Here is a 24,212-nt window from a genome sequence, read left to right as displayed (position 1 = left end):
CGATTCATTCTCTCGAAGAGAGAACGGGATGTCTATAATAGTCGGTAGATGGGTTGCCTTGCTTTGCGCTTAAACATCAGATGATGGGATGAATAAGAGAGGCACGCAGGACGGGCCGATGCAGCCCATACGCGAGGATAGGTTTGTTTTCAATTTAAACATCAGATGATAAGACGAAAGGTCAGAGGTGTAGCATAATGATAAAAGACACAGAGCCCGGCAAGGCCATCGCGGGAGCGGCCGCCGCGCTTCCCGTGAATACGGTATATTCCATCTTAATGTTCATCAGCATCGTTCACCTGCTTAACGATTCGATCCAATCCGTCATCCCGGCCATTTTTCCGATCATGCAAACCTCGCTGGACCTCAGCTTCGCGCAGATCGGCTGGATCGCGTTTACGCTTAACGTAACGGCGTCCCTGCTTCAGCCGCTGATCGGGTGGTACACGGATTCGAAGCCGATGCCTTATTTGCTGCCTGTCGGGGTGCTGTTCTCGCTGCTGGGCATGGTCGTGCTGGCTTACGCCGGAACTTATGCGGAGGTGATCCTGTCGGTCGTGCTGATCGGGTTCGGCTCGGCGGTGCTTCACCCGGAAGCGTCCAGAGTGGCGTTCATGGCCGGGGGCTCGCGCAAGGGACTGGCGCAGTCGATCTTCCAGACCGGGGGCAACATCGGACAAGCGCTGGCTCCCGTATTCACGGCTCTGATCTTCGTTCCCTACGGCCAGTTCGGAATTATATGGTTCACTATAGCTGCCGGAGCGGCCTTCATCGTTCAGCTGTACGTCGCCAAATGGTACAAAGCGCACGTCAACCGGAAGAGCGCCTCCAGGAAGGGCAGCGTCCACCGGGAGCCCTTGCCCGCAAGAACGGTCGGGTATGCGATGACGATTCTCATTCTGCTGTTGTTTTCCAAATTCGTATACGTAGCCAGCATGACGGGCTTCTTCTCCTTCTACCTGATCGACCATCACGGCGTCACTACGGATAAGGCGCAGGTGTACATCTTCGCGCTGCTGATCGCAGGAGCAGTCGGGACGTTCCTCGGAGGGCCGCTTGCCGACCGTTTCGGAAGAAGGAACATGATCTGGTTCTCCATTCTGGGAACGGCTCCGTTTGCGCTGCTGCTCCCTTATGCGAGCCTGTTCTGGTCGGTCGTGCTATGCGTATGCATCGGGTTCATCCTGCTATCGGGGTTCTCCGTGATCATCGTGTACGCGCAGGAGCTGCTTCCCGGCAAGGTAGGGACGGTGTCCGGCCTGTTCTTCGGGCTCGCCTTCGGCTTGGGCGGAGTCGGTTCGGTCGTGCTGGGCATGCTGGCCGACGCGACAAGCATCTCCTTCGTCATCAAGCTCAGCGCCTTCCTGCCGCTTATCGGGCTGCTGGCCGCGTTCCTTCCGACGGACAAAAAGCTGAGATTGGCGGACGCCTGACGCTGCGGCGGGCACAGCCCCGGGAGCCGCTTCCCACAATCGTGGCCGTCGCCTTGACGCTGTCGAAGGCGCAAAGCTATAATAGCTTCAATTGATTGAGGGAGGCTCGGTTGAACAAGTGACTATTAACCAGCATGAAATGATCGTGGTTTTGGATTTTGGCGGACAATACAACCAATTGATCGCGCGCCGTATTCGCGACTTGGGCGTGTACAGCGAACTTCTTCCTTATAACACTTCGGCGGACAAGCTCCGCGAGCTCGCGCCGAAGGGAATCGTCTTCTCCGGGGGGCCGGCAAGCGTGTACGCGGAGGGCGCTCCCAAGGTGGACCCGGCGATCTACGAGCTGGGCGTTCCGATCTTCGGCATCTGCTACGGCATGCAGTTGATGACGCATCAGCAAGGCGGCAAGGTCGAGCCGGCCCACAAGCGGGAATACGGCAAATCGGACATCGATTTCGTACAGGGCTCCCCGCTCGTGCATGGGCTGGAAAGCCGTCAGACGGTGTGGATGAGCCACGGCGATCACGTCACCGAGCTTCCTGCGGGCTTCCGCGTCGACGCTAGCACGGAGCATGCGCCGGTGGCCGCCATGAGCGACCCGGATCGCCGCTTCTTCGCCGTACAGTTCCATCCCGAGGTTCGCCATTCGGTGCACGGCAACGAAATGATCCGCAACTTCCTGTTCACGATATGCGGCTGCAAGGGCGACTGGACAATGGGCTCGTTCATCGACGACATGGTGCAGGATATCCGCAAGGAAGTCGGCGACAAGAAGGTGCTGTGCGCCCTGTCCGGCGGCGTGGATTCCTCGGTAGTCGCCATTCTGATCCACAAGGCGATCGGAGACCAACTGACGTGCATGTTCATCGACCACGGCTTGCTGCGCAAAGGCGAGGCGGAGAGCGTGATGGACACGTTCGTAGGCAAGTTCGACATGAACGTCGTGAAGATCGACGCCAGCGAGCGGTTCCTTGGCAATCTCAAGGGCGTTGAGGACCCCGAGCAAAAAAGAAAAATTATCGGCACCGAGTTCATCCGCGTATTTGAGGAGGAGTCGGCGAAGTTCGACGATTTCACTTTCCTCGCGCAGGGAACGCTCTATACCGATATCGTGGAAAGCGGCACGGCGACGGCGCAGACGATCAAGTCCCACCACAACGTCGGCGGTCTGCCGGAGGATATGAAGTTCAAGCTGATCGAGCCGCTGAAGACGCTGTTCAAGGACGAGGTTCGCAAGGTTGGCGCGGAATGCGGCCTTCCCGATGCGATCGTCATGCGTCAGCCGTTCCCGGGACCGGGACTAGCCATCCGCGTGCTCGGCGAAGTGACCGAGGAGAAGCTGGAGATCGTGCGCGAGTCCGACGCGATTCTGCGCGACGAGATCGCCAAAGCGGGACTGGATCGCGAGATTTGGCAGTATTTCACGGCATTGCCTAACATGAAGAGCGTAGGAGTCATGGGAGACGGCCGTACCTATTCGCACACCGTAGGCATCCGCGCCGTGACTTCGATCGACGGAATGACCGCAGATTGGGCGAGAATCCCGTTTGACGTGCTGGAGAAAATCTCGAACCGCATCGTCAACGAGGTGCAGAACGTCAACCGGATCGTCTACGATATTACGTCCAAGCCTCCTGCCACGATTGAGTGGGAATAATGAAAAGAAACTCCGAAATCCCGTTGCATTTAAGGGTTTTCGGAGTTTTTCCTTTTTCTATATTTCTCGGAATGAAACGTGCTGCGCCGCCAAAGGACGGCGAAGCTTTTTTTACTTGAGGGAACTGCTGTAAGTTGCTATGGCTCGTGCTAAGTTGCTGTGAGTCACCTTAAGTTAATGGAGCGTCATAGGTAACTGAGTCACTTTGGATTATTGATATACTCTCTAAATCGCCTGGCCCACCTAAGTTTGCGGACATCAGAGACCTTATTTTAAAAATCAGACCGATTTTTAGGATGAGGTGGACCTGAGAGCCGTTAAATGGTCTAGAATCCCTCAAATTCACGAAATATAGGGTGAATAACGGCGCTCATGTCCGCGATGAGCTTAAATACTGGGGAAATATCACGAATAAAGGCTCCTGTGTCCGCCACACCATCGACGCAAATGATCCGCCACACCATCGACGTAAATGATCCGCCACACCATCGACGTAAATGAGGAACCGTCCCCCACTAGCACAAGATGCCAAATCAACCGATACCTATGCACCAAGCTACTCCAAGCACCAAGCTACTCCAAGCACCAAGCTACTCCAAGCACCAAGCTACTCCAAGCACCAAGCTACTCCAAGCACCAAGCTACTCCAAGCACCAGGCTACTCCCGAGCACCAGGCTACTCCAAGCACCAGGCTACTCCAAGCACCAGGCTACTCCAAGCACCAGGCTACTCCCGAGCACCGATGAAGTTGAGTCACCTTAAGCTACTGGATCGCCATAAGTAGCTGAGTCACTTTGGATTATTGAATGTTCTGGACCCCTCAGGTTTGCGGACATCAGAGACCTTATTTTAACCGCTGGCAGGATATAACCGTTTCGTATCATTTGCGGTACAAGTTCATTACGGAGAAGGGCGGGGCGAGCGCCTGCTATTCTCCCGTTTTCTCAAGGTTTCGATGTCCGGTATGCTGGGCGTCGAGGCCTTTTTACATTTTTGTAGTAAAAAGAAAATTGTTATCTATTGATTTTCTATTCTACAACTTGTAAAATAAAAAACATGTTGTAGAAAATAAAGGAGGGAAATGGAATCTATGCAAATTACCAAGGCGGAAATGGAGATTATGCAAGTCGTATGGGAAAGCGGAACAAGGATGACCACCAAGGAAATCGCGGAGAAACTCCCTGACAAAAAAATTACAACGCTGCTCACTCTGGCCGGAAGACTGATTGACAAAGGCGCTCTGAATTCCATCAAGCTCGGGCGCTCGCACGCTCATGAGTATTGGGCGGCCATAAGCGAAGCTGAATACCAAATAATGCAAACGCAGAGCTTCGTGCGTTCGATTCATAATGGCTCTGCCAAAAGCCTGATCAGTGCCTTGTTCCAAGACGAGAATCTGACTAAAAAGGATATCGACGAGCTCCGAGAGTTCATTAACCGGGAGACTGATTTCAATGATTAAGTGGCTGCTTATGACCTCTCTGGCCGGAAGCATCGCAAGCCTGTGTCTCATTCTTCTTAAAACAAAGCTTGCCGCAAAATGCGGCGGACGCTGTTACTATTATGTCAGTCTGTCGGTCCTGCTGCTGTTCTTGGTGCCGCTCCATATCAACGTGCCGGCCCTTTATCCCCAGTCCTTGATTCAGGAATCCGGTGCAGCTTCCTTTGCCGGAAGTCCGGCTGCTGCCGCAGAGACGAGAGTGCTGGAGCCGTCTGTTTCTTCCGCAGATAGGCTCCCGACGGCAGGAGTTGTGTCTTCTCCAGTTGGATCTGCAGAAAACTGGATACTCGGGGGCTGGGTCGGCGGTTTTGTCGTCCTGCTGAGCTTTTACATTTTCAGTTACTTTCGATTCAAGCGCAAGGCGCTTCAAGGTATGCGGATCGATCATGCGGGAGGCTTGAATGTGCTGGCCAGTCAAAATGTGCATTCGCCTATGCTGATCGGCTTCTTTAGGCCTCAAATTGTATTTCCCCTGACGGACATGAGCATGGAGAATTACCAGTTGGCGTTAGAGCATGAATTGATACATCACAAGCAAAAGGACGCGTGGCTCAAGTTGTTTGCCGTGCTCGTGAACTGCGTGCACTGGTTTAATCCGATTTCTTATCTGGCTCTGGCCAATATTAGCGAAGCCTGCGAATACTCGGTGGACGAGACTCTGTCCAAATCGATGAAGTCCACGGACAAAAAGCGCTACAGCGAAATGATTTTGCACTTTGCTTCCCAGGCGTCGCCAGCCTTCAACAGCGGCCTGGCTCAGCCTAAAAAGCAGTTATACCGAAGATTCAAGCTGATTATGAGCCGTAGTACAGGCAGAGGCCAGGCGCTTGTCGGCATCTTGACGCCCGTGATGATCGCAGCCGTAGCCCTTTTCTCATCCTCCGTGGTTTTTGCGAAGGCTCCCCAGCCGATTACAGAGTACAGCGGAGGTATCAAGACCTATTACAGGACAAACGTTACGTTAGAAGAAAATGTACAATCCGCTCTGGGGAATACCACAATGGGGGTTTCTCATGCAAATCTGTATATCGATGAGAAAGGGTTGAAGCTGGATTACTTTAATCGCACAGCTCCTTACTATAAGGTGGGGATTCAGTGGAAGGACAAAACCGACTCAGCCGTAGCCGCTCTGACCCAAACCACATTGTCGATTCAGGATCGGACGGTAACGGTCGCTTTCGGTGAAAAGGCGGCAGCCTATCAGGACGACAGCGTCATTAAGAAAATGATTAAGAACCAAATTGAGTTTGAATTGAAGTACGAAAACAAGAGGTTTACTTATGATCATGCTGCGTTTATTGACGAGCTTATCCAGCGCGGAGTCTATGTGATCGATGAAATTTTGCCTCCCGAACAATTTACATTCCTGCTAACAAAAATGCAAAACGGCGATACCACCGGCCACAAGCAGCTAACCGCCTATGACAAGAATGCTAAAATTACGGATGTTTTCAATGGCAACGCGAAGCTTCCTAAATCTGTACTTGGCCGAGTGCCGGACGGATCTGAAGGGGTTCAGATTGGAAAAGCCTTTGTTATTAAAAGCGGAGAAACCTTGGCTATGGATGTCAGAGAAACGACGGACAGTTCGCCAACCATTAGTCTGGCCCTCATAGATGAGGCAACAGGCCGTGTAGCTTACTGGAATCCCGTAGCACAAAGCGGTACCCGATCTATCTTTGTACCGGGGGAAAGCAGCGCGAACCGCTCTTTCAGGATCGTGGCAAGCGGAGAAAATGAAAATAAGGCAAAAGTCGAAATTTTTACTTATAAGAGCGGTGAAGAGGAGACCCAGCAGCCTTCAACTGACTTTCTTCCAGGCATTCTCCGATAGCAAAGCCACGGAGATCAAGCAGAGTTTCCCAATGAAGAGCTAACAGAGTATATGAAAAATGGAGCTGATATAATTGTTTAAATCAAAATTGAAATATAGTGCCCTCGGTTTGCTTTGTATACTGGTATTCACAAATACGGCGTATGCGAGCGGGGATTTCTCCTGGTTGGAACCCGTGCCGATGCCATCATGTACTGGCAGCATGGGGGGGACTTCTAAAGACAAGCCTGTCAGGGAGAGACCTTCAAGTGATGATAGTTCTTCCAACGATAGCTCTTCCAAAGGGAAGCTGAGCATAACAACGGCAGATGGCAAGAAGGTCGAACAGGAGTATCCTACGTGTGCGGAAGCGAAGAAGAACCGTGTTCTGGTCGTTGTGAACGGGTTATATCTGCACGTCGCTCCAACGGTCGATGGATGGCCCTATATCGAGAACGGACGAGTAATGGTTCCGCTGCGGGCCATTGCGGACGTATTCGAGTTCGAAGTGGATTGGAAGGCCAGTGAACAGAAAATTACGCTGATCAAAGAAGAGAAGACCATCGTCATGTATATCGGAAAGTCTGAGATTCTGGTGGACGGGGAAGAGGTGCTGCTGAAGGATGCGGTACCTGCGATCAAAAAAGGCGTGACCTTCTTGCCGGTCGGGCAGCTTGCAGGAATGCTCGGTATTAAAGCAGAGTGGGATTCGAAGACAAGGACCGTGAAGTTTAACTGAGTAATCGTATATTGAAGGATAAGAATGCTCTCTTTTTAATTGCGACATTTGCAAATAAAAGGGGGCATTCTTTGAATGATAAGCATTTATGTGCGGGAAATCCGCATTCACGTGCTTATCCTTAGTATGCTTTGTTTTCGTTTACATTGGTAAATTGCTTCGTGTAGAGTAGGGGAAGTCTGTTAATCCCGAACAATAATAAGAGGATTGGTTGGGAATCATTCGTAAAAAACCGTTGACACCCAAGGTCCTAAGACCTAGAATATGGTTTGGACAAACAACTGAATCAACTTTTCGTATAATCCCGGGAATAGGCTCGGGAGTCTCTACGAGGTCACCGCAAATGATCTGTCTACGGAAAGGGAGAACATGCCAAGGGGCGAAAGACTGTTCCGATGGAATGTTTATCCCGGTTGTGCGGAACCTAGAAGAGTCTTCTTCTAGGTTTTTTGATGTTCACCTGGCATTCCGATTCATTCAAATCTGAAGGGAGAGTTTATCGAGACATGGAAAGTTTCTTTAAGCTGAAGGAACTGGGGACGAACGTACGCACGGAGATCATGGCAGGGATTACGACCTTCATGACGATGGCTTACATTCTCGTCGTTAACCCAGGTATTTTGTCGGGAGCGGGTTTGAGCTTTGAATCCGTCTTTCTTGCGACCGCTCTGGCGGCCGGTATTTTCACGATTGCGATGGGTCTGTTCGTCAATTTCCCCGTCGCGCTCGCTCCAGGTATGGGACTTAACGCATTCTTCGCGACAACGATTGTGACCTCCCAGGCGACCGGGAATCCGATCTCCCCTGAGATGGGGCTGGCGGCCGTATTTATTTCGGGGATTATTTTCTTCATTCTTACGGTGACGCAGATTCGGCAGATTCTTGTCGTGGCCATTCCGGATGCGCTGAAGCATGCGATTACGGTCGGTATTGGTTTGTTTATCGCGATCGTAGGCATGAAAAACAGCGGCCTCATGTCGATCCTTGCGTTCGAAGACGGCGGCACGCTGCTGACGATGGGTCATCTGAAGGATCCAACGGTGTGGCTGACAATCGTTGGTCTGGGCATTATCGCTCTGCTGATGGTCCTGCGCGTGAAAGGCGCAATCCTGATCGGCATGCTGGTCATCACGCTGATTGGCGCTATTCCGGGAGTCGATCTCGTACACTTCAATACGTTGAAGGAAGCAAGCTGGACGCCGAACTTCGGCGAGTTGAACTTCTGGCATATGGATTTCGCCGATCTGTTCACGACGGGCTTGCTGACGGCGATCGCTACGTTTACGTTCGTAGAATTGTTTGATACGTTCGGTACTTTGGTCGGTACGGCCAACAGAGCCGGATTTTTCAAAAATAAAGAAGAAGGCAACAAAAAAGTCGGCAAAGCGATGTTCGTGGACTCTCTCGCAGTCAGCGGCGGCGCGATGCTCGGCACAAGCACGGTAACGGCTTACGTGGAAAGCTCCGCGGGTATCGCCGAAGGCGGACGCTCCGGTCTGACCGCGATTACGACGGGCGCATGCTTCCTGCTCGCGCTGTTCCTTCTGCCGCTGGCGCTGCTGATCCCTGGACCGGCTACGAGCGCGGCTCTGATTATCGTCGGCGTGCTGATGGTGCAATCGGTTAAAGAAATCGACTTTACGGATCTCGTCATCGGTATTCCGGCGTTCCTGACGATTACGATCATGCCGTTCACCTACAACATTGCCAACGGGATTTCGTTCGGTATCGTCTTCTACGTGCTGCTGGCGTTCGTGGCGAATTTGGCCGGGGACAAAAAGCACAAAATTCACTGGCTCATGTGGGTACTATTCTTTATCGTCATCGCACGCTACGTGTTTGTCGGCGGAGAATAATCGCGTTTATGAGCCGAACTCGGCTCATGGCATAAATCAACCCCGCTTCACTTCCGAATTGACGGAGGTGGGGCGGGGTTTTCCATGTTATTCTTCCTCTTCGTCAAGCAGCACGACGTCGAGAACGGTAACCTGCTGGTCTAAGATGACGGGAGACCGCAGCGCGGTTGTTTTGCCCGGGAACGAGAACCTTGCCGTTACGACGCCCGCAGCCAGGTTCGTCAGCGTGTACCGTCCGGCCGCGTTGCTGATAATCTGTCGGACGAGCATCGCTCCGTTAGCTTCGATAATTTCCGCGAGCGCCTGGGCGAGGGGCTGCCCGGCCGCGTCCCGGATCGTTCCGGTCAAGGTTCCGAAAGCCGGGCTCAAGCGAAGCTCTCCCGTTCCGGACAGGAGCGCCGCTGAGCCGTAGCCCGGAGAGGAGGCTGTTAACGTGTAGGGGCCTGCGCCCAAGCCTTCCGCCTCGAAGCGTCCCTCCGCGTCGGTCACGCCCGTCGTAATGATCGTGTTCGTCGAAGGATCGAGCACGCTGACGATCGCTCCGGGGACCGGAACGAGGTTGACGCTGTCCGTTACCGTACCGGCGATCGTCCTTTGCGCGCCCCGCTGGATCAGGTTGACCGGCTGGCCGGGGGGCGGAGGGCTCGGCAGGAAGACGATGTCCGGAGGGGACTGGGGATTGGCGGCGACGACATTCTGTTCGCCCGACGGCAAGCTCGGAACCTGGTACTGTCCTTGCGAATCGGTCACTCCGCCGCCTACGACGACCCCGTTGCCGTCGACGACCGTCACGGGAGTATCCGGAAGCGGCGTCTGTCCGTTACCGTTGGAGACGCTCCCGGCGATCGATCCGGGAGAGGGAGGCAGGAGAAAATCGATGCTCACCGTCACGCCGGGGGGGACGACCGTCGAATCCTGGCGGGTCGAAAATCCGCTTAAGGAAGCGGTCAGGGCATAATTGGAGGAAGCGATCTCTCCCAGATCGAAGTTGCCTTTCGAATCCGTCTGCACGGCGGCGAGCTGAGGACCGAAATTGTTGTACTGGCGGACGACGACCTGACAGTTCTGAAGCGGCCCGTTCGTATCCGAACGCTTCACCTTTCCGTTCAGGCGTCCCGGCAGAGGGTCGAGAGCGAAGCTGTAGCGGGTAGCTTCCCCGGAGAAGATGGCGAAGCCGCCGAGCTCGTCGGCGTACCCGTCCGCCGAGCAGGTGACGGTATACGAGCCGGGAGCGAGACCGGGGAAGGAATACTCCCCGCCGTTGCCGCTCAGAACGGTCGCGATCAGCATATTCGTAGTCGCGTCGAAGATGCGCACGGCCGCTCCGGCGAGATTCGCTCCCGATGACTGATCGCTGACGAATCCGAAGGCTTCCCCCGGATCGGGGGTCAGAGACAGTTCGACCGTCGAGATGCGTCCGGGCTTCGTTACGATGGCCGCCGTGTCCGTGCCGAATCGGGACGCGGATGCCGATATCGTGAAGTTGCCGATAGGCACTCCAGTCAGCGTAAAGCCGCCCTTCTCGTCGGTGAATGCCGTTTCGACAGGCAGACCGGCGACGCTGCTGACGTTGATCTGCACGCCGGTAATTCCCTGCCCGTTCAGCGCATTGCGCACGTTGCCCGTCACGATGGCCGCTTCCGGTTGAAGAACCGCGTCGGCCGACGAAGACAAGCCCGGGGAGACGTTGACGGTCAAGGTGGAAGTGACGAATCCGGGAGCGGAGACCGACACGCTATACGTACCCGGCGATACATTCCCGAGGCTGAAAGTGCCGTCCAAGCGAACGAATGGAGTATCGACGAGAAGGCCGTCCCGGGACAAGATCCGAATCTCGGTTTGACTGAAGGACACCGGATTGCCGGACGCGCCGGAAACGGCGCCGTCGATCCGCCCGAAGGACGGAGTCAAGGCCACGGAGCCGAGAACGCTTTGACCGCTGCGAACGATGGCTCCGGTGCTGCTCGCGGCATATTCGTCGGCGTTCGCGGACACCGTGTATGTCCCGGGCTGCAGCCCGTCGACGACGAAGTTGCCGAACGGGCTGCCGGTGACGGAGGCGACGACCAGACCGGACGCGTCCCCCGTACGGATGTCCACGTTCGCGTTCCCGATCGGAAGGCCGGTTATCGCGTCCGTCACCTGGCCCGAGATCGAGCCGGGGTTCGGAGACAGGGCGAAATCGAGCCCGTTTACTCGTTCGCCCGGGTTCAGCAGCACGCCTTGCACGGAGTTGCCGAAGTCTGTCGCGGACGCGAGAAGCTGAATCGATCCGATCGGGAGGTTGCTGATGACGTACTGCCCGTCGGCATCGGCCTGAACGACTCCTCTAAGCGTCTCGCTGCCGTTCAGCGCCTTGACGAACGCGCCGGATATCGGATTGCCGGCCGTATCGCGAACGGTTCCGGCGACGCTGCCCGGATTCGGGGTCAGCTCGATGATCGTGCTTACTGTTTCACCGGGCGACACGTCGATTCCAATCGTTCGCGAAGAGTATCCCGTTGCGCTGGCCACCGCGTAATAGGAGCCCTCCTCCGCGCCGATGAACTGGAACGAGCCGTCGTTCTGCGTGACGGACGTGGAGATTTGCACGTTGTTCAGGTTGAATAATTGAACGAGAGCGCCCCCGACCGCCGGCGCGACCTTGCCCAGAATCGTCCCGGGATTCGGCTGCAGGGCCAAATTGTACGGGGACGAAGCGTCCGGATGAACGACCGCCCCGAACGTTCCGCTCTGGTAATTAAGCGCCGTGACGACGATGGAATAGTTGCCCGGCGGGAGTCCGTCGATCTGATAGTTGCCTTGGGCATCGACGAGGGCGGAGCCGGCCACGAGGTTGTTCCTGTCGGTCACGGTGACGATCGCTCTGAAGATCGGGACGCTCGTAACGGCGTCGAGAACAAGCCCGAGCACCGTTCCCGGATTCGGCCGAAGCAGGAGGCTCACCGAGGTGTTCCCGCTCGGCAGCACGTCGGCCGCAGCGGACGAGGTTTGGAAGCCGTCGGCCGAGGCCACGACGCTGTAAGTCTCGGGGGACAGGTTGCCGACGATGAAGCTGCCGTTCTCATCCGCGAACACGCTGGCTACCGCGATTCCGTTCACGTCGGTGCGAATCTGCACGGAGGCTCCGGCAATCGGGCTGCCGTCCGTGCCGGAAATCGTTCCCGACAAGGAGCCCGGGCTCGGGTTCAGGACGAAATCGAGCGTCGAAGCCTGGCCTGAACGGATGACGACGCTGGCATAATTGTTCTGGAAACCGGTCGCGGAGACGGTGACGACGAAAGGAAGCGGCGTCACGTTCGGCAGGTTGTAAGTGCCGTCGTTGTCGGTGATGACGCGAACGAGCGCGACCGAGCCGCCGTCGAGATTGAGTTGGAGGGCGATCGCGGCCCCGGCAATCGGATTGCCGGACGAGGCGGTGACTCTGCCGCCGAGGGAGCCTGGATTGGGAATGAGCGTGAAGTCGGCTTCCGTCGTCTGGGCGGGAAAGACGACAACGCCGAGCGCCTGCCCGCCGAATCCGTCGGCGCGAGCGGACAATGTATAGCTTCCCGGGGCCAGATTGCCGAGCATGTACGAGCCGTCTTCCCCCGTGTTCACGCGAGCTACGATTACGTTGTTCTGAAGCGCCCGAATCGCCGCGTCTCCTACGGGGCTGCCATCCGTCCGGGTCACAACGCCGGAGAGGGCTCCGGCCAGTTGCTGCAGCCCGGCATTCAAGACAGTGGCGGCGCCCGCGGCGACGGAAGCGCCGATCGTCGCGGAAGCGTAACCTGAGGCCGCGAACACGACCGAATAGTAGCCCGGGCTGAGCGTTGAAATCGTATAGGAGCCGTCCGCTCCGGCTGCAGCGGTCTGCTGCACGATGCCTTCCGTGCTGAGGATGCGCACGCTCGCCCCCGGCAAGGAAGCCTCGCTGACCGCGTCGGTCACAACTCCTGTCAATATACCGGCTAGAGGCGAGAGGGAGATGTTGACGATCGTCGTCTGGCCGGCGGCGATCTTAAAGCCGATAATCTGGGTGACGAATCCGGCCATCGAAATTCTAAGGCGATAATTCAATGAGGGGGCGAGGCTGGAAACGGTGTAATTCCCGTTGGCGTCGGCGGTCGTCGTCGCGATGACGTTGTTGCGGTTGTCGAGCACTTCGAGCAGCGTTCCCGGAACGGGGCCGCCGGCCGTGGAAACGACGGTGCCGGTGACGATGCCCGGGTTCGGCTGCAAGGAAGCGTCCAGCGTACGCGTTTGACCGGCGCCCAGCGTAACCGATTGGCCCACGGATTGGAAGCCGGAGGCGTCGAACGAGATGCGGTAGGTGGAAGGAAACACCCCTGGCAGCGAGTAAAGGCCGGAAGGATCGGTCGTCGCTTGAGCGGATAGGACGCCGAGGGAATTGGTCAAGTGAACGGTCGCCCCCGAGATCGGAGTACCGTCCGCGGCGGAGTTCAGAGTCCCCTGAACGACGGCGGGATTGGGGGATAGGAGTACGTTCGCCGTTGCCACGGCTCCGCTTGCGACCGCCGTTTGAACGGAGGCGTTCTGGTAGTTCGGGAAAGAGAACGAGACGTTATAGCTGCCGGCGGGCAAATCCGCGAGCGAATATACGCCCGAAGCGCTCGTGGTCGCGGAGCTTGTCGCCCCGGTCGTCGAGTTGACCGATTGGATCGCCGCGCCGGAGAGGGGCAGGCCGGTGATTTGGTCCAGCGTCGTTCCGGCGATGCCGCCGAACGCGGAGACGTTCACGCTCGTCGCGACTCCGGCGACTTTCAGCGCCGCCCCCGTAAACAGATCGACGCCCGTCGTCGTCTTCGTATCAACGGTCCTCGTCCCGACGGAGGTGTACAAGACAACCGCTTGGAATTGAAGCGAAGCTGCTGCGCCGGCATCCAGATTGCCGATGTTCCAGGTCAACGTTTGGGTAAGCAGGTTAAAAGCCGCGTTGCCCGTCGTGGTTTGCGTGATTGTGAACGAAATGAGCTTATCGAAGGAAAAAGGAGCGTTGACGAAAAGGGTGGATGCGCCGCTTCGTCCGGCATTGGCGACGTTGAAGGTGCCCCGGAGCGTCGTCTGGACACCCGCGATCACGACAGGCGCGGCGTCTCCCAGGCTCTGGGTGACGGACAGCTTGGCCCGGCAGTCCCCCCCGTCTATCGTCAACGGGTCGGAGAAAGCGGTGCTTAGCGTCTGCCCCGCGCCGGTGAAATCTTTATTGAAGTTATTGTTGTTGGTTGCCGTAAAGAAAAGCAGTCGAAGAGCCGACGAGGCTTGAATGCCCAGAAGCTGGAACAGCGTCGCGGCGGGGATGAACCAATCGAGGAAGTAGTTCGGGCTGCTCCCGATGGCCGAGCCGTCCCCGGTCTCCCCGGCTCTGGCGATGTCGAAATTGCAGATCGTCAGACTGAGATTCGGAGTGCCTTTGCCGTCCGTGCCTTCGGCTTGATCCTTCAGAGAGTCCGGAATTTTGGACGTATTGCGGATGAGGTCCACGGTGTTGTCCAAGCCGTTGACGACAAGCTCCCATTCGTAGGTCGAAGCATCGCCGTCGGTGTCGAACAATACGCCCCATGCGAAGTTTTTGAAGACGCTTCGGGATCTGGGATCGCTATTGAGGCGCAGCCGAAAATAAACGTTGGTGCCATCGTAAGCGTAATAGGCGGCGGGAAAGGCGGCAGTGCCGACGATGTCCGTCTCGCTCGGAGACACATCCTTGGGCGGATCGACCAATGGCGCGCCGCCCAGCGTAACCGGCACGAACTGGCTGCTTGAGGGGAAGGGCATGAATTTGCTCCTTTGTTTAGTCAGGGTTCTTTTAGCCTATGCAAGGCTGGAATTCCGGTTCATCTTCGGTAAAAATTTCTTGTCACCCTTGATTCGGCGAGCATGTCTATCGGTTTATGTTCAAATCCGAACATTAAGAATTATTGAGAAGGAAAGCGTTCGTCTTTGTTTGACAGTTTTCCTCGTCTGGGGTACACTAGGAAGCGTCATACAAGCAGAAGGACTTGCCCGTTCGAGGGCATGCGCCATGCGCGTATATGTCGGGAATCGGCCCGAACGTCTCTACCCGGAAACCCTAATTTCCGGACTACGCGGCAATCGTTAACGACGCTAATAGTGAAGCGCGGACCGTCCCTGGTTCGGGCTTTGTCTTGTCGCCGTGCCTGACCGCGCTGAATGAGTAGAGAAGTTAAGGTTCGATTGGGGAATACTGAGGGTATTCCCATCGATCCTTTTTCATTTTTAACGGCTCAACCACACATTAGAAGGCAAACGGGGAAGGGTGGAATTATGTCGTCACTTGTCGGCGTCATCATGGGGAGCACGTCGGATTGGGATACGATGAAAAAGGCGTGCGAAGTGCTGGAGGAGCTCGGCATTCCGTACGAGAAAAAAGTCGTTTCCGCGCATCGTACGCCGGACCTGATGTTTGAATATGCGGAAACCGCGGCGGCGCGGGGATTAAAGGCGATTATTGCCGGAGCCGGCGGAGCCGCGCATCTTCCGGGCATGGTCGCCGCCAAAACCGTGCTGCCCGTTATCGGAGTGCCCGTTCAATCGAAAGCGTTGAACGGGCTTGATTCGTTGCTCTCGATCGTACAGATGCCCGGAGGCATTCCGGTGGCGACCGTCGCGATCGGAGCCGCGGGCGCGACGAATGCCGGGCTTCTGGCCGCGCAGTTGATCGGCGCGTTCGATCCGCAGGTGCAGGCTCGCGTGGCCGCGCGCCGGGAACGGATCACTCAAGAGGTATTGGACAACGGAGAGCTGCCGTTATGAACGGAGAGGATCGCGTGAACAAGCTGGTGAATTTGTTCGGTGAAGAAGGAGCCGCATGCGGAGATATGGGCTGCGAGGTTCCGGACGCGAAGACGGAGCGCCAGGGCTCGCGGAGGATTCTGCCCGGGGCGACCGTCGGGGTGCTGGGCGGAGGGCAGCTAGGCCGAATGCTGGCGCATGCGGGCAATCGTCTCGGCTATCGGTTCATCGCGTTGGACCCGACGCCGGACAGCCCTTGCGGACAGACCGCCGAGCAGATCGTTGCGGCTTACGACGACCAGGCGGCGGCGAAGGAGCTGGCCTCCCGCTCGGACGTGATTACGTATGAATTCGAGAACGTCGACGCCGGCGTGGCGGAAATGCTGGAGCGGGAGTCTTACGTTCCCCAGGGCAGCGCCTTGCTGTACACGACCCAGCATCGGCTGCGGGAGAAACGGGCGATTGAAGCTGCGGGCGCCAGAGTCGCGCCTTATGCGGAGATCGAAAGCCTGGAGGGCTTGAAGGCAGCGGCGGACCAGCTTGGCTTGCCCGCCGTGCTGAAGACGGCCACGGGCGGTTACGACGGCAAGGGACAATGGGTGCTTCGCGCGGAGGGAGAGCTGGCTTCGGCCTGGGATGAAGCGAGCCGCACGGGCACGCAGCTCGTGCTGGAGAAGTTCATCGCCTTCGACAAGGAAATATCCGTCATTGCGGCGCGCAGCCCTTCGGGCGAGGTCAAGACGTTCCCGCCTGCGGAGAATGTCCATGTTAATAACATCCTGCATCTCTCCATCGTTCCGGCGCGGATCGACGACGAGGTTCGGCTAGAGGCGGAGAAGCTGGCGATCTCCATCGCGGAGACGCTGGGCGCGGTCGGACTGATCGCGGTCGAGCTGTTCCTGACGAAGGACGGCAAGCTCTACGTCAACGAGCTGGCGCCGAGGCCGCACAACTCCGGGCACTATACGATGGAGGCTTGCCGCACGTCGCAATTCGAGCAGCATGTGAGAGCGATCTGCGACCTGCCTCTGGGCGATACGTCGCTGCTGACGCCGGTCGTCATGGCGAACATTCTCGGCGAGCACATGGAGTCTCTGCTGGCGTGGATGGGCGAGAAGGATACGGCAGCCGAGAAGCTGGGCGTCGAGGTCAAGGTGCATCTATACGGCAAGGCGGAAGCGAAGCATAAGCGAAAAATGGGACATCTGAACGTGCTGGCTCCCAATGTGGAAGCGGCTCTGGAATGGATAGCCCAATCGAATATATGGAGGGTCTGACTCATTATGATCGAGCGTTATAGCCGCCCCGAGATGCGGGCGATCTGGACCGAAGAGAACAAATTCAAAGCATGGCTGGAAGTGGAATTGTGCGCCTGCGAAGCTTGGGCCGAGCTGGGCCACATTCCTCATGAGGATACGGTCGCTCTTCGCAAGAACGCGAAATTCGACATCGATCGCATCAACGAGATCGAGCTGGAGACGCGCCATGACGTGATCGCCTTCACCCGCGCGGTATCCGAGAGCCTCGGCGACGAGCGCAAATGGGTTCATTACGGCCTGACCTCGACGGACGTCGTCGATACGGCAATGGGTTATCTGCTGCTGCAGGCGAACGAGATCTTGAAGAAGGATATCGAAAACTTCATCGCGATATTGCGGGATCAGGCGATTCAATATAAAGATACGCCAATGATGGGCCGTACGCATGGCGTACACGCCGAGCCGACGACGTTCGGCCTGAAGCTGGCGCTGTGGCACGAAGAAATGAAACGGAACCTGGAGCGCTTCGAGCGGGCCGCAGACGGCGTGCAATTCGGCAAGATGTCGGGAGCCGTAGGCACGTATGCGAATATCGATCCGGCGGTCGAGCAATTCGTCTGCCGCAAGCTGGGCATCAAGGCGGCGCCTATCTCCACGCAGACGCTGCAGCGCGACCGCCATGCCGAGTACATGGCCACGCTGGCGCTGATCGCGACTTCGATCGACAAGTTCGCGACGGAAATTCGCGGCTTGCAGAAAAGCGAATTCCGCGAGGTCGAGGAGCCGTTCGGCAAAGGGCAGAAGGGCTCGTCCGCGATGCCGCACAAGCGCAATCCGATCGGCTGCGAGAATATGAGCGGCTTGTCCCGCGTCATTCGCGGCCATATGCTCACCGCATACGAGAATGTGACGCTGTGGCATGAGCGCGACATCTCGCACTCCTCGGCGGAGAGAGTCATCTTGCCGGATGCGACGATGCTGCTGAACTATATGCTGAACCGCTTCGGCAATATCGTGAAGAACCTTACGGTGTTCCCGGAGAACATGAAGCGCAACATGTCCCGCACGTACAACGTGCCGTTCTCGGGCCGCGTTCTGACGAAGCTGATCGACAAGGGGTTCAGCCGCGAGCAGGCCTACGATACGGTTCAGCCGCGCGCGATGCAGGCTTGGGAGGAGCAGCGCGACTTCCGCGATATCGTGCGTTCGACGAAGGAAATCACGGACGTGCTGTCCGCAGAGGAAATCTCCGATTGCTTCGACCCGACCTGGCACTTGAAGCATGTGGATACCATTTTCGACCGATTGGGCTTGAAGTAAGGAAAGCTTGCAAAGCGCCAAGTCCGGCGAAATCAGGTCTGGCTTAACGAGGAATCTGAGCCGATGAACGGATATCTATTGCAGAAGCGATACTAGGAGGCAGGAAATGACCACCACCCAAGCTTTGGCTACCGCCGAAGGACTCGTGAACGCCCCTCTCATTCATAAGGGCAAGGTGCGGGAATTGTACGATCTGGGCGAACATCTGCTGATCGTCGTCACCGACCGAATCTCGGCATTCGACTATGTGCTTGATCCTCCGGTTCCGGGCAAAGGAAGCGTGCTGAACGGGCTGAGCGCGTATTGGTTCGCGCAGACGGCAGCCATTCAGCCGAACCACGTCATACACACCGACGTTGCGAGGCTGGGCGACATCGTGACGGAGCCGGAGAAGCTGGCCGGACGCATTATGGTCAGCCGCAAGGCGAAGCGGATCGATATCGAATGCGTCGTGCGCGGCTACATTACGGGCGGCGGCTGGCGGCAGTATCAATCGACGGGCGAAGTGAACGGAATCGGCCTGCCGAAGGGGCTGCGCAAGAACGACAAGCTGGAGCAGCCGATCTTCACCCCGGCGGGCAAAAACGACGTCGGGCACGACGAGGACATTCCGTTCGAGGAGATGGCTCGCCGAGTCGGCAAGGAGCTTGCGGAGGCGCTGCGCGATCGCAGCCTGAAGCTGTACGAGTTCGGACGCGATTATTGCGCCGAACGCGGCATTCTGCTGGCGGACTGCAAGTTCGAGTTCGGATTGATCGACGGGGACATAATTCTAATCGACGAGTTGTTCACTCCGGATTCCTCGCGCTTCTGGGCGAAGGAGAACTACAAGCTGGACGCCGAGATCGACAGCATGGACAAGGAGCCGGTGCGCGCCTATCTGGCGGGCTCCGACTGGGACAAGAACAGCCCGCCGCCACCGCTTCCGGCGGAGGTTGTCGAGGCGACGACGTCGCGCTATCGCGAAATTTATCGCAAGCTGACGGAATCGCGCTGAATTTTGCGGAATCGCGCCTTCAGGACCTTTTTCCCTGTACGAGCGCCGCACGAGACGAGACTCATTCATAAGCAGCAGGCCTTATCGCTCTAATCAAACATCCACCACCCCATATTCAGGAGGACTCCCCATGAAAGCAAAGGTATACGTGACGATCAAGCAGAACGTGCTCGACCCGCAAGGAAACGCGGTACAGGGCGCGCTGCATACGCTCGGATTCAATGAGGTCGACAAGGTAAGAATCGGGAAGTACCTGGAAATCGATCTGGATACGAACGATCGCGCGCAAGCGGAGGAAAAGCTCAAAGTCATGTGCGAGAAGCTTCTGGCGAACACGGTCGTCGAAGATTATCGCTTCGAATTGGAGGGCTGATGCGCTCATGAAATTCGCGGTCCTCGTTTTTCCCGGCTCCAACTGCGACATCGACTGCTATAAAGCGGTAGAAGATACCGTCGGCGAGCCAGTCGATTACGTCTTTCATACGGCTACCGATCTTTCGGAATACGACGCGATTCTCGTCCCGGGCGGGTTCTCCTACGGAGATTATCTTCGCTGCGGCGCAATCGCCCAATTCGCGCCCGTTATGGCGGAGGTTCAGAAAGCGGCGCAAGCCGGCAAGTTCATTCTCGGCATCTGCAACGGGTTCCAGATTCTGACGGAATCCGGACTGCTGCCGGGCGCGCTTATTCGCAACAACTCGTTGAAGTTCCGCTGCCATCAGGTCGAGCTTTCGGTCGAGAACGCCAAGACGGGCTTCACGAACGCTTACGCTCAGGGAGAGGTCATTACGATTCCGATCGCTCACGGGGAAGGCAGCTACTATGTAGATGAAGAGACTTTGGCTGCGCTTAAGGCTAAGGATCAGATCGTCTTCCGCTATACGGGCGACAATCCGAACGGCTCCGTCGACAATATCGCCGGCGTATGCAATGAAGCGGGCAACGTCGTCGGCATGATGCCTCACCCGGAGCGCGCGGTCAAGGATATTCTTGGCTCCGCCGACGGCGCACGGATGTTTACGTCAGTATTAAACGCTTGGAGGGAACGCAATGGCGCAGCAAGTATCCGCTAAGGAACCAACCGTCGAGCAAATCGCGGATCAGAAAATATACAAGCAATTCGGCGTTTCGGACAAAGAGTACGACCTGATCTGCGAATTCATGGGCCGCAAGCCGAACTACACGGAGATCGGCGTATTCAGCGTAATGTGGTCCGAGCACTGCGCGTACAAAAATTCCAAGCCGCTTCTGAAGCGGTTCCCGATCACAGGCCCTCGCGTGCTGATGGGACCCGGCGAAGGCGCGGGAATCGTCGATATCGGCGACAACCAAGCGGTCGTGTTCAAGATCGAATCCCATAACCATCCCTCTGCCGTTGAGCCTTACCAGGGCGCGGCGACAGGCGTCGGCGGCATCATTCGCGATATTTTCTCGATGGGCGCCCGTCCGGTCGCTCTGCTGAATTCCTTGCGGTTCGGCCGTCTGGAAAGCGAGCGCGTCCGCTACTTGTTCGAGCACGTCGTCAGCGGAATCGCGGGCTACGGCAACTGCATCGGCATTCCTACGGTTGCGGGCGAAGTGAACTTCGATGAGGCTTACGAAGGCAACCCTCTCGTTAACGCGATGTGCGTAGGCTTGATCGACCATGACAAAATCCAGCGCGGCGTCGCGAAGGGCATCGGCAACCCGGTATTTTACGTCGGCCCGGCGACGGGACGGGACGGCATTCACGGCGCGACATTCGCATCCGAGGATTTGACGGCGGAATCCGAAGCGAAGCGTTCGGCGGTACAGGTCGGCGATCCGTTCATGGAGAAGCTTGTTATGGAAGCTACGCTGGAATTGATCGATTCCGGCATCGTGCTCGGCATTCAGGATATGGGCGCGGCCGGATTGACCTGCTCCAGCGCGGAGATGGCGAGCAAGGCGGGCAACGGCATGGAGTTGTACCTTGACGAGGTTCCGCAGCGCGAGGAAGGCATGACGGCTTACGAGATGATGCTGTCGGAGTCGCAGGAGCGGATGCTGTTCGTCTGCGAGCCTCAGCACGAGGAGCAGGCGAAAGGAATTTTCGCCCGTTGGGGACTGCACTGCGCGAAGGTCGGCAAGGTGTCCGACGATGGCCGTCTGAAGCTGTTCCACAAAGGCGAGCTGGTCGGCGACATGCCGGTCAAGGCGCTGGTCGACGACTGCCCGGTGTACAACAAGCCGTCTGCGGTTCCTGAATATTATTTGAAGAATGGTTCGATCGATACGAACCGTTACGAGCAAGTGCTGGATCTGAACGGAGCCTTGAAAAAGGTGCTGGGTTCCCCGTCTCTTGCGAGCAAGGAATGGGTATACAACCAATATGACTACATGGTGCGCACGGAGACGGCTGTTCGTCCGGGATCGGACGCGGCGGTGGTTACGATTCGCGGAACGCGCAAAGGTCTAGCGATGACCACGGACTGCAACGGGCGTTATGTCTACTTGGATCCCGAAGTCGGAGGACGCATCGCGGTCGCGGAAGCGGGACGCAACATCGTTTGCTCCGGCGCAGAGCCGCTGGCGATCACGGACAACCTGAACTTCGGAAGCCCGGAGAAGCCGGAAGTGTTCTGGCAGATGGAGAAGTCGGTCGACGGCATGGCCGAGGCTTGCCGCGTGCTGGAAACGCCGGTAATCGGCGGCAACGTCTCCTTATACAACGAGAATACCAAAGGCGCGATTTACCCGACACCAGTCGTCGGCATGGTTGGGCTCGTACACGACACGGACCACATTACGACACAGGAATTCAAAGCGGAGGGCGACGCGATCTTCCTGCTTGGCGAGACGAAAGCGGAGATTGGCGGCAGCGAATTCCAATACGCGGTACACGGCATAACGGAAGGACGTCCTCCGGAGCTGGATTTGGCGATCGAGAAAAAGCTCCAGCAAACGGTTCTCGGCGCGATTCAGGAAGGGCTCGTCGCTTCGGCGCATGACTTGTCCGAAGGCGGCCTTGCGGCGGGGCTTGCGGAAGCGGGCTTCGGCCGCGGCCTGGGCGCGGATGTGACGTTCGAGACGAATCTGCGTCCGGACCTGGCGCTGTTCAGCGAATCGCAATCGCGGATTCTGCTGACGGCGAAGCCGGAGGCGGCGGACCGTCTGGCGGCATTCGTTGAAGCTGCGGGAGTTCCGCTGCAGCGTCTGGGTACGGTAGCGGGCGACCGCTTGAAGGTAAGCATTGGCGGATATGATGCGATTGATGCATCGATCGCAGAGCTTCGGGACGAGTGGAAGCAAGCGATCCCAAGCCGGATGAACGGTAAGACGGCATGACATCTAGCGTTGCGAACGGAGGGACGGCAGTGACGCGGCTCTGGACCGGGGATTATTACAACGAGGGCAACGGCAGCAGGGAATCCATTTTCGACAAGGTGAAAGAGGAGTGCGGCGTATTCGGGGTGTACGGACACCCGGACGCAGCCAATCTTTCGTATTACGGTCTTCACGCGTTGCAGCATCGCGGCGAGGAAAGCTGCGGCATCTGCACGTCCGATAATGGCACGTTCCATTACCATAGGGGAATGGGACTCGTCAAAGAAGTGTTCGATCGGGATCGTCTCGAATCGCTGCAGGGCAGCCAGGCGATCGGCCATGTGCGTTATTCGACGGCCGGCGCAAGCCGCCTGGCGAACGCGCAGCCGCTCGTGTTCAAGTATCGCGGCGGCGATCTGGCCGTCTGCACGAACGGGAATCTGGTGAACGAGCCGGGCATTCGCAAGGAGCTGGAGGATTCGGGCTCGATATTCCAGACGACGAGCGACACCGAGGTGATTGCGCATCTGATCGCCCGTTCGCCCAAGGATTTGGTCGAAGCGGTGAAGGACGCGTTCGCGCGCCTGATCGGGGGATACGCATTCCTCATTCAGACTAAGGATTGCCTGATCGCGGCTTGCGATCCGCAGGGACTTCGTCCGCTGGTGCTCGGGCGTCTGGGCGAGGCGTATATCTTCGCTTCGGAATCTTGCGCGCTGGAAACGATCGGCGCCGAGTACGTGCGAGACGTACAGCCGGGAGAGCTGCTCGTGCTGGACAAGAACGGGCTGCGCGAGGACCGCTTCGCTCCGATGGAGCGGCGGGCGGTATGCTCGATGGAATATATTTATTTCGCGCGTCCCGACAGCGATATCTACGGCGTGAACCTGCATTCCTCGCGGAAGCGGATGGGCCAGATTCTGGCTCAGGAATCGTTCGTGGACGCGGACATCGTCACCGGCGTGCCGGATTCGAGCATTTCGGCGGCGATCGGCTATGCGGAGCAAACCGGAATTCCTTATGAGTTGGGCCTGATCAAAAATAAATATACGGGACGCACGTTCATCCAGCCTTCTCAAGAGCTGCGCGAGAAGGGCGTCAAGATGAAGCTGTCCGCCGTCCGCAAAGTCGTGGAAGGCAAACGCGTCGTCATGATCGACGATTCCATCGTTCGGGGCACGACCTCGCTGAGAATCGTCAACATGCTGCGCGACGCCGGAGCGTTGGAGGTGCACGTGCGGATTACTTCCCCGCCGTTCATGAACCCTTGCTACTATGGCATCGATACGCCGAATCCGGCCGACCTGATCGCCTCCAGCAAATCGGTGGAGGAAATCCGCAAGGCGATTAATGCGGACTCGCTTTATTATTTGAGCGACAGCGGCTTGAGAGACGCCATAGGCATTCACAGCAACGAGTACAACAGCGGATTGTGCATGGCGTGCTTTAACAACGATTACCCGACGAAAGTCCGTTTCGAGGAAGCCAAGCTGACCTCGTGCAGCTGCGACTGATTGCGAAGACGCGATCGGCCGGCTGCTGGCGCAGACGTCGAACAAGCCCGCCGAAAGCGGGCTTACCCATTACAAGGA

15 protein-coding genes and 2 riboswitches are annotated in these 24,212 nt (G+C 57.3%); of the genes, 14 read left to right on the top strand and 1 reads right to left on the bottom strand.

The window, feature by feature from the left end:
* Window positions 1–197 precede the first annotated feature (197 nt).
* The 6 genes from ACFO1S_RS06190 (at window position 198) to ACFO1S_RS06165 (ending at window position 9,003) form a co-directional block, all read left to right on the top strand.
* Window positions 198–1,433: an MFS transporter gene (locus ACFO1S_RS06190; RefSeq protein ID WP_204606171.1), complete on the top strand. Its 1,236-nt coding sequence runs from the start codon at window positions 198–200 to the stop codon at window positions 1,431–1,433.
* 139 nt (window positions 1,434–1,572) lie between these two features.
* Window positions 1,573–3,093: a glutamine-hydrolyzing GMP synthase gene (gene guaA / locus ACFO1S_RS06185; RefSeq protein ID WP_204606199.1), complete on the top strand. Its 1,521-nt coding sequence runs from the start codon at window positions 1,573–1,575 to the stop codon at window positions 3,091–3,093.
* Window positions 3,094–4,175: 1,082 nt separating this feature from the next.
* Entirely contained in the window at window positions 4,176–4,556 is a 381-nt protein-coding gene (locus ACFO1S_RS06180; protein WP_378126427.1) for a BlaI/MecI/CopY family transcriptional regulator, read from the top strand.
* Entirely contained in the window at window positions 4,549–6,429 is a 1,881-nt protein-coding gene (locus ACFO1S_RS06175; RefSeq protein WP_204606173.1) for a M56 family metallopeptidase, read from the top strand. The genes ACFO1S_RS06180 and ACFO1S_RS06175 overlap by 8 nt, the downstream gene beginning before the upstream one ends.
* 181 nt (window positions 6,430–6,610) lie before the next feature.
* Window positions 6,611–7,147 (top strand): copper amine oxidase N-terminal domain-containing protein, encoded by a 537-nt coding sequence (locus ACFO1S_RS06170; RefSeq protein ID WP_378126425.1) that lies wholly within the window; start codon window positions 6,611–6,613, stop codon window positions 7,145–7,147.
* Between the two features lie 274 nt (window positions 7,148–7,421).
* Window positions 7,422–7,522, top strand: a riboswitch (purine riboswitch).
* A 131-nt stretch (window positions 7,523–7,653) separates the two neighbouring features.
* Window positions 7,654–9,003: an NCS2 family permease gene (locus ACFO1S_RS06165; protein WP_204606175.1), complete on the top strand. Its 1,350-nt coding sequence runs from the start codon at window positions 7,654–7,656 to the stop codon at window positions 9,001–9,003.
* Window positions 9,004–9,090: 87 nt separating this feature from the next.
* Here ACFO1S_RS06165 and ACFO1S_RS06160 read toward each other — a convergent pair whose 3' ends face one another.
* Window positions 9,091–14,781 carry a carboxypeptidase regulatory-like domain-containing protein gene (locus ACFO1S_RS06160; RefSeq protein ID WP_204606176.1) on the bottom strand — a complete coding sequence of 1,897 codons (5,691 nt, stop codon included), beginning with the start codon at window positions 14,779–14,781 and terminating at the stop codon, window positions 9,091–9,093.
* A 231-nt stretch (window positions 14,782–15,012) separates the two neighbouring features.
* A riboswitch (purine riboswitch) is annotated at window positions 15,013–15,111 on the top strand.
* 180 nt (window positions 15,112–15,291) lie between these two features.
* Here ACFO1S_RS06160 and purE point away from each other — a divergent pair.
* The 8 genes from purE (at window position 15,292) to purF (ending at window position 24,134) form a co-directional block, all read left to right on the top strand.
* On the top strand, window positions 15,292–15,780 hold the full coding sequence (purE, locus tag ACFO1S_RS06155) for a 5-(carboxyamino)imidazole ribonucleotide mutase (protein ID WP_204606177.1): 489 nt from the start codon (window positions 15,292–15,294) through the stop codon (window positions 15,778–15,780).
* 65 nt (window positions 15,781–15,845) lie between these two features.
* Window positions 15,846–17,036 carry a 5-(carboxyamino)imidazole ribonucleotide synthase gene (gene purK, locus ACFO1S_RS06150; protein WP_204606200.1) on the top strand — a complete coding sequence of 397 codons (1,191 nt, stop codon included), beginning with the start codon at window positions 15,846–15,848 and terminating at the stop codon, window positions 17,034–17,036.
* Between the two features lie 6 nt (window positions 17,037–17,042).
* A complete protein-coding gene (gene purB, locus ACFO1S_RS06145; RefSeq protein WP_204606178.1) occupies window positions 17,043–18,338 on the top strand; it encodes an adenylosuccinate lyase in 1,296 nt (431 codons plus the stop codon).
* Between the two features lie 106 nt (window positions 18,339–18,444).
* Window positions 18,445–19,335 carry a phosphoribosylaminoimidazolesuccinocarboxamide synthase gene (locus ACFO1S_RS06140; RefSeq protein WP_204606179.1) on the top strand — a complete coding sequence of 297 codons (891 nt, stop codon included), beginning with the start codon at window positions 18,445–18,447 and terminating at the stop codon, window positions 19,333–19,335.
* Between the two features lie 130 nt (window positions 19,336–19,465).
* Window positions 19,466–19,708 (top strand): phosphoribosylformylglycinamidine synthase subunit PurS, encoded by a 243-nt coding sequence (gene purS / locus ACFO1S_RS06135; protein WP_204606180.1) that lies wholly within the window; start codon window positions 19,466–19,468, stop codon window positions 19,706–19,708.
* A 7-nt stretch (window positions 19,709–19,715) separates the two neighbouring features.
* Complete coding sequence (gene purQ / locus ACFO1S_RS06130) at window positions 19,716–20,408, top strand: phosphoribosylformylglycinamidine synthase subunit PurQ (protein ID WP_204606181.1); 693 nt, start codon at window positions 19,716–19,718, stop codon at window positions 20,406–20,408.
* Complete coding sequence (gene purL / locus ACFO1S_RS06125; RefSeq protein ID WP_204606182.1) at window positions 20,386–22,641, top strand: phosphoribosylformylglycinamidine synthase subunit PurL; 2,256 nt, start codon at window positions 20,386–20,388, stop codon at window positions 22,639–22,641. The genes purQ and purL overlap by 23 nt, the downstream gene beginning before the upstream one ends.
* A complete protein-coding gene (gene purF, locus ACFO1S_RS06120) occupies window positions 22,638–24,134 on the top strand; it encodes an amidophosphoribosyltransferase (RefSeq protein ID WP_204606183.1) in 1,497 nt (498 codons plus the stop codon). The genes purL and purF overlap by 4 nt, the downstream gene beginning before the upstream one ends.
* Window positions 24,135–24,212 lie beyond the last annotated feature (78 nt).

The sequence above is a fragment of the Cohnella boryungensis genome (assembly GCF_042651945.1).
In the GTDB taxonomy this organism is placed as follows: domain Bacteria; phylum Bacillota; class Bacilli; order Paenibacillales; family Paenibacillaceae; genus Cohnella; species Cohnella boryungensis.
This window is presented reverse-complemented; position numbering and strand designations above follow the sequence as displayed.

Bases quoted from the DNA above. Each gene is read 5' to 3' on its own strand.
- ACFO1S_RS06160 (WP_204606176.1), bottom strand. From the start codon at position 14,781: ATGCCCTTCCCCTCAAGCAGCCAGTTCGTGCCGGTTACGCTGGGCGGC.
- purF (WP_204606183.1), top strand. From the start codon at position 22,638: ATGACATCTAGCGTTGCGAACGGAGGGACGGCAGTGACGCGGCTCTGG.
- ACFO1S_RS06190 (WP_204606171.1), top strand. From the start codon at position 198: ATGATAAAAGACACAGAGCCCGGCAAGGCCATCGCGGGAGCGGCCGCC.
- ACFO1S_RS06140 (WP_204606179.1), top strand. From the start codon at position 18,445: ATGACCACCACCCAAGCTTTGGCTACCGCCGAAGGACTCGTGAACGCC.
- ACFO1S_RS06165 (WP_204606175.1), top strand. From the start codon at position 7,654: ATGGAAAGTTTCTTTAAGCTGAAGGAACTGGGGACGAACGTACGCACG.
- purQ (WP_204606181.1), top strand. From the start codon at position 19,716: ATGAAATTCGCGGTCCTCGTTTTTCCCGGCTCCAACTGCGACATCGAC.
- purB (WP_204606178.1), top strand. From the start codon at position 17,043: ATGATCGAGCGTTATAGCCGCCCCGAGATGCGGGCGATCTGGACCGAA.
- ACFO1S_RS06170 (WP_378126425.1), top strand. From the start codon at position 6,611: ATGCCATCATGTACTGGCAGCATGGGGGGGACTTCTAAAGACAAGCCT.
- purS (WP_204606180.1), top strand. From the start codon at position 19,466: ATGAAAGCAAAGGTATACGTGACGATCAAGCAGAACGTGCTCGACCCG.
- purE (WP_204606177.1), top strand. From the start codon at position 15,292: ATGTCGTCACTTGTCGGCGTCATCATGGGGAGCACGTCGGATTGGGAT.
- purL (WP_204606182.1), top strand. From the start codon at position 20,386: ATGGCGCAGCAAGTATCCGCTAAGGAACCAACCGTCGAGCAAATCGCG.
- ACFO1S_RS06180 (WP_378126427.1), top strand. From the start codon at position 4,176: ATGGAATCTATGCAAATTACCAAGGCGGAAATGGAGATTATGCAAGTC.
- ACFO1S_RS06175 (WP_204606173.1), top strand. From the start codon at position 4,549: ATGATTAAGTGGCTGCTTATGACCTCTCTGGCCGGAAGCATCGCAAGC.
- purK (WP_204606200.1), top strand. From the start codon at position 15,846: ATGGGCTGCGAGGTTCCGGACGCGAAGACGGAGCGCCAGGGCTCGCGG.
- guaA (WP_204606199.1), top strand. From the start codon at position 1,573: ATGATCGTGGTTTTGGATTTTGGCGGACAATACAACCAATTGATCGCG.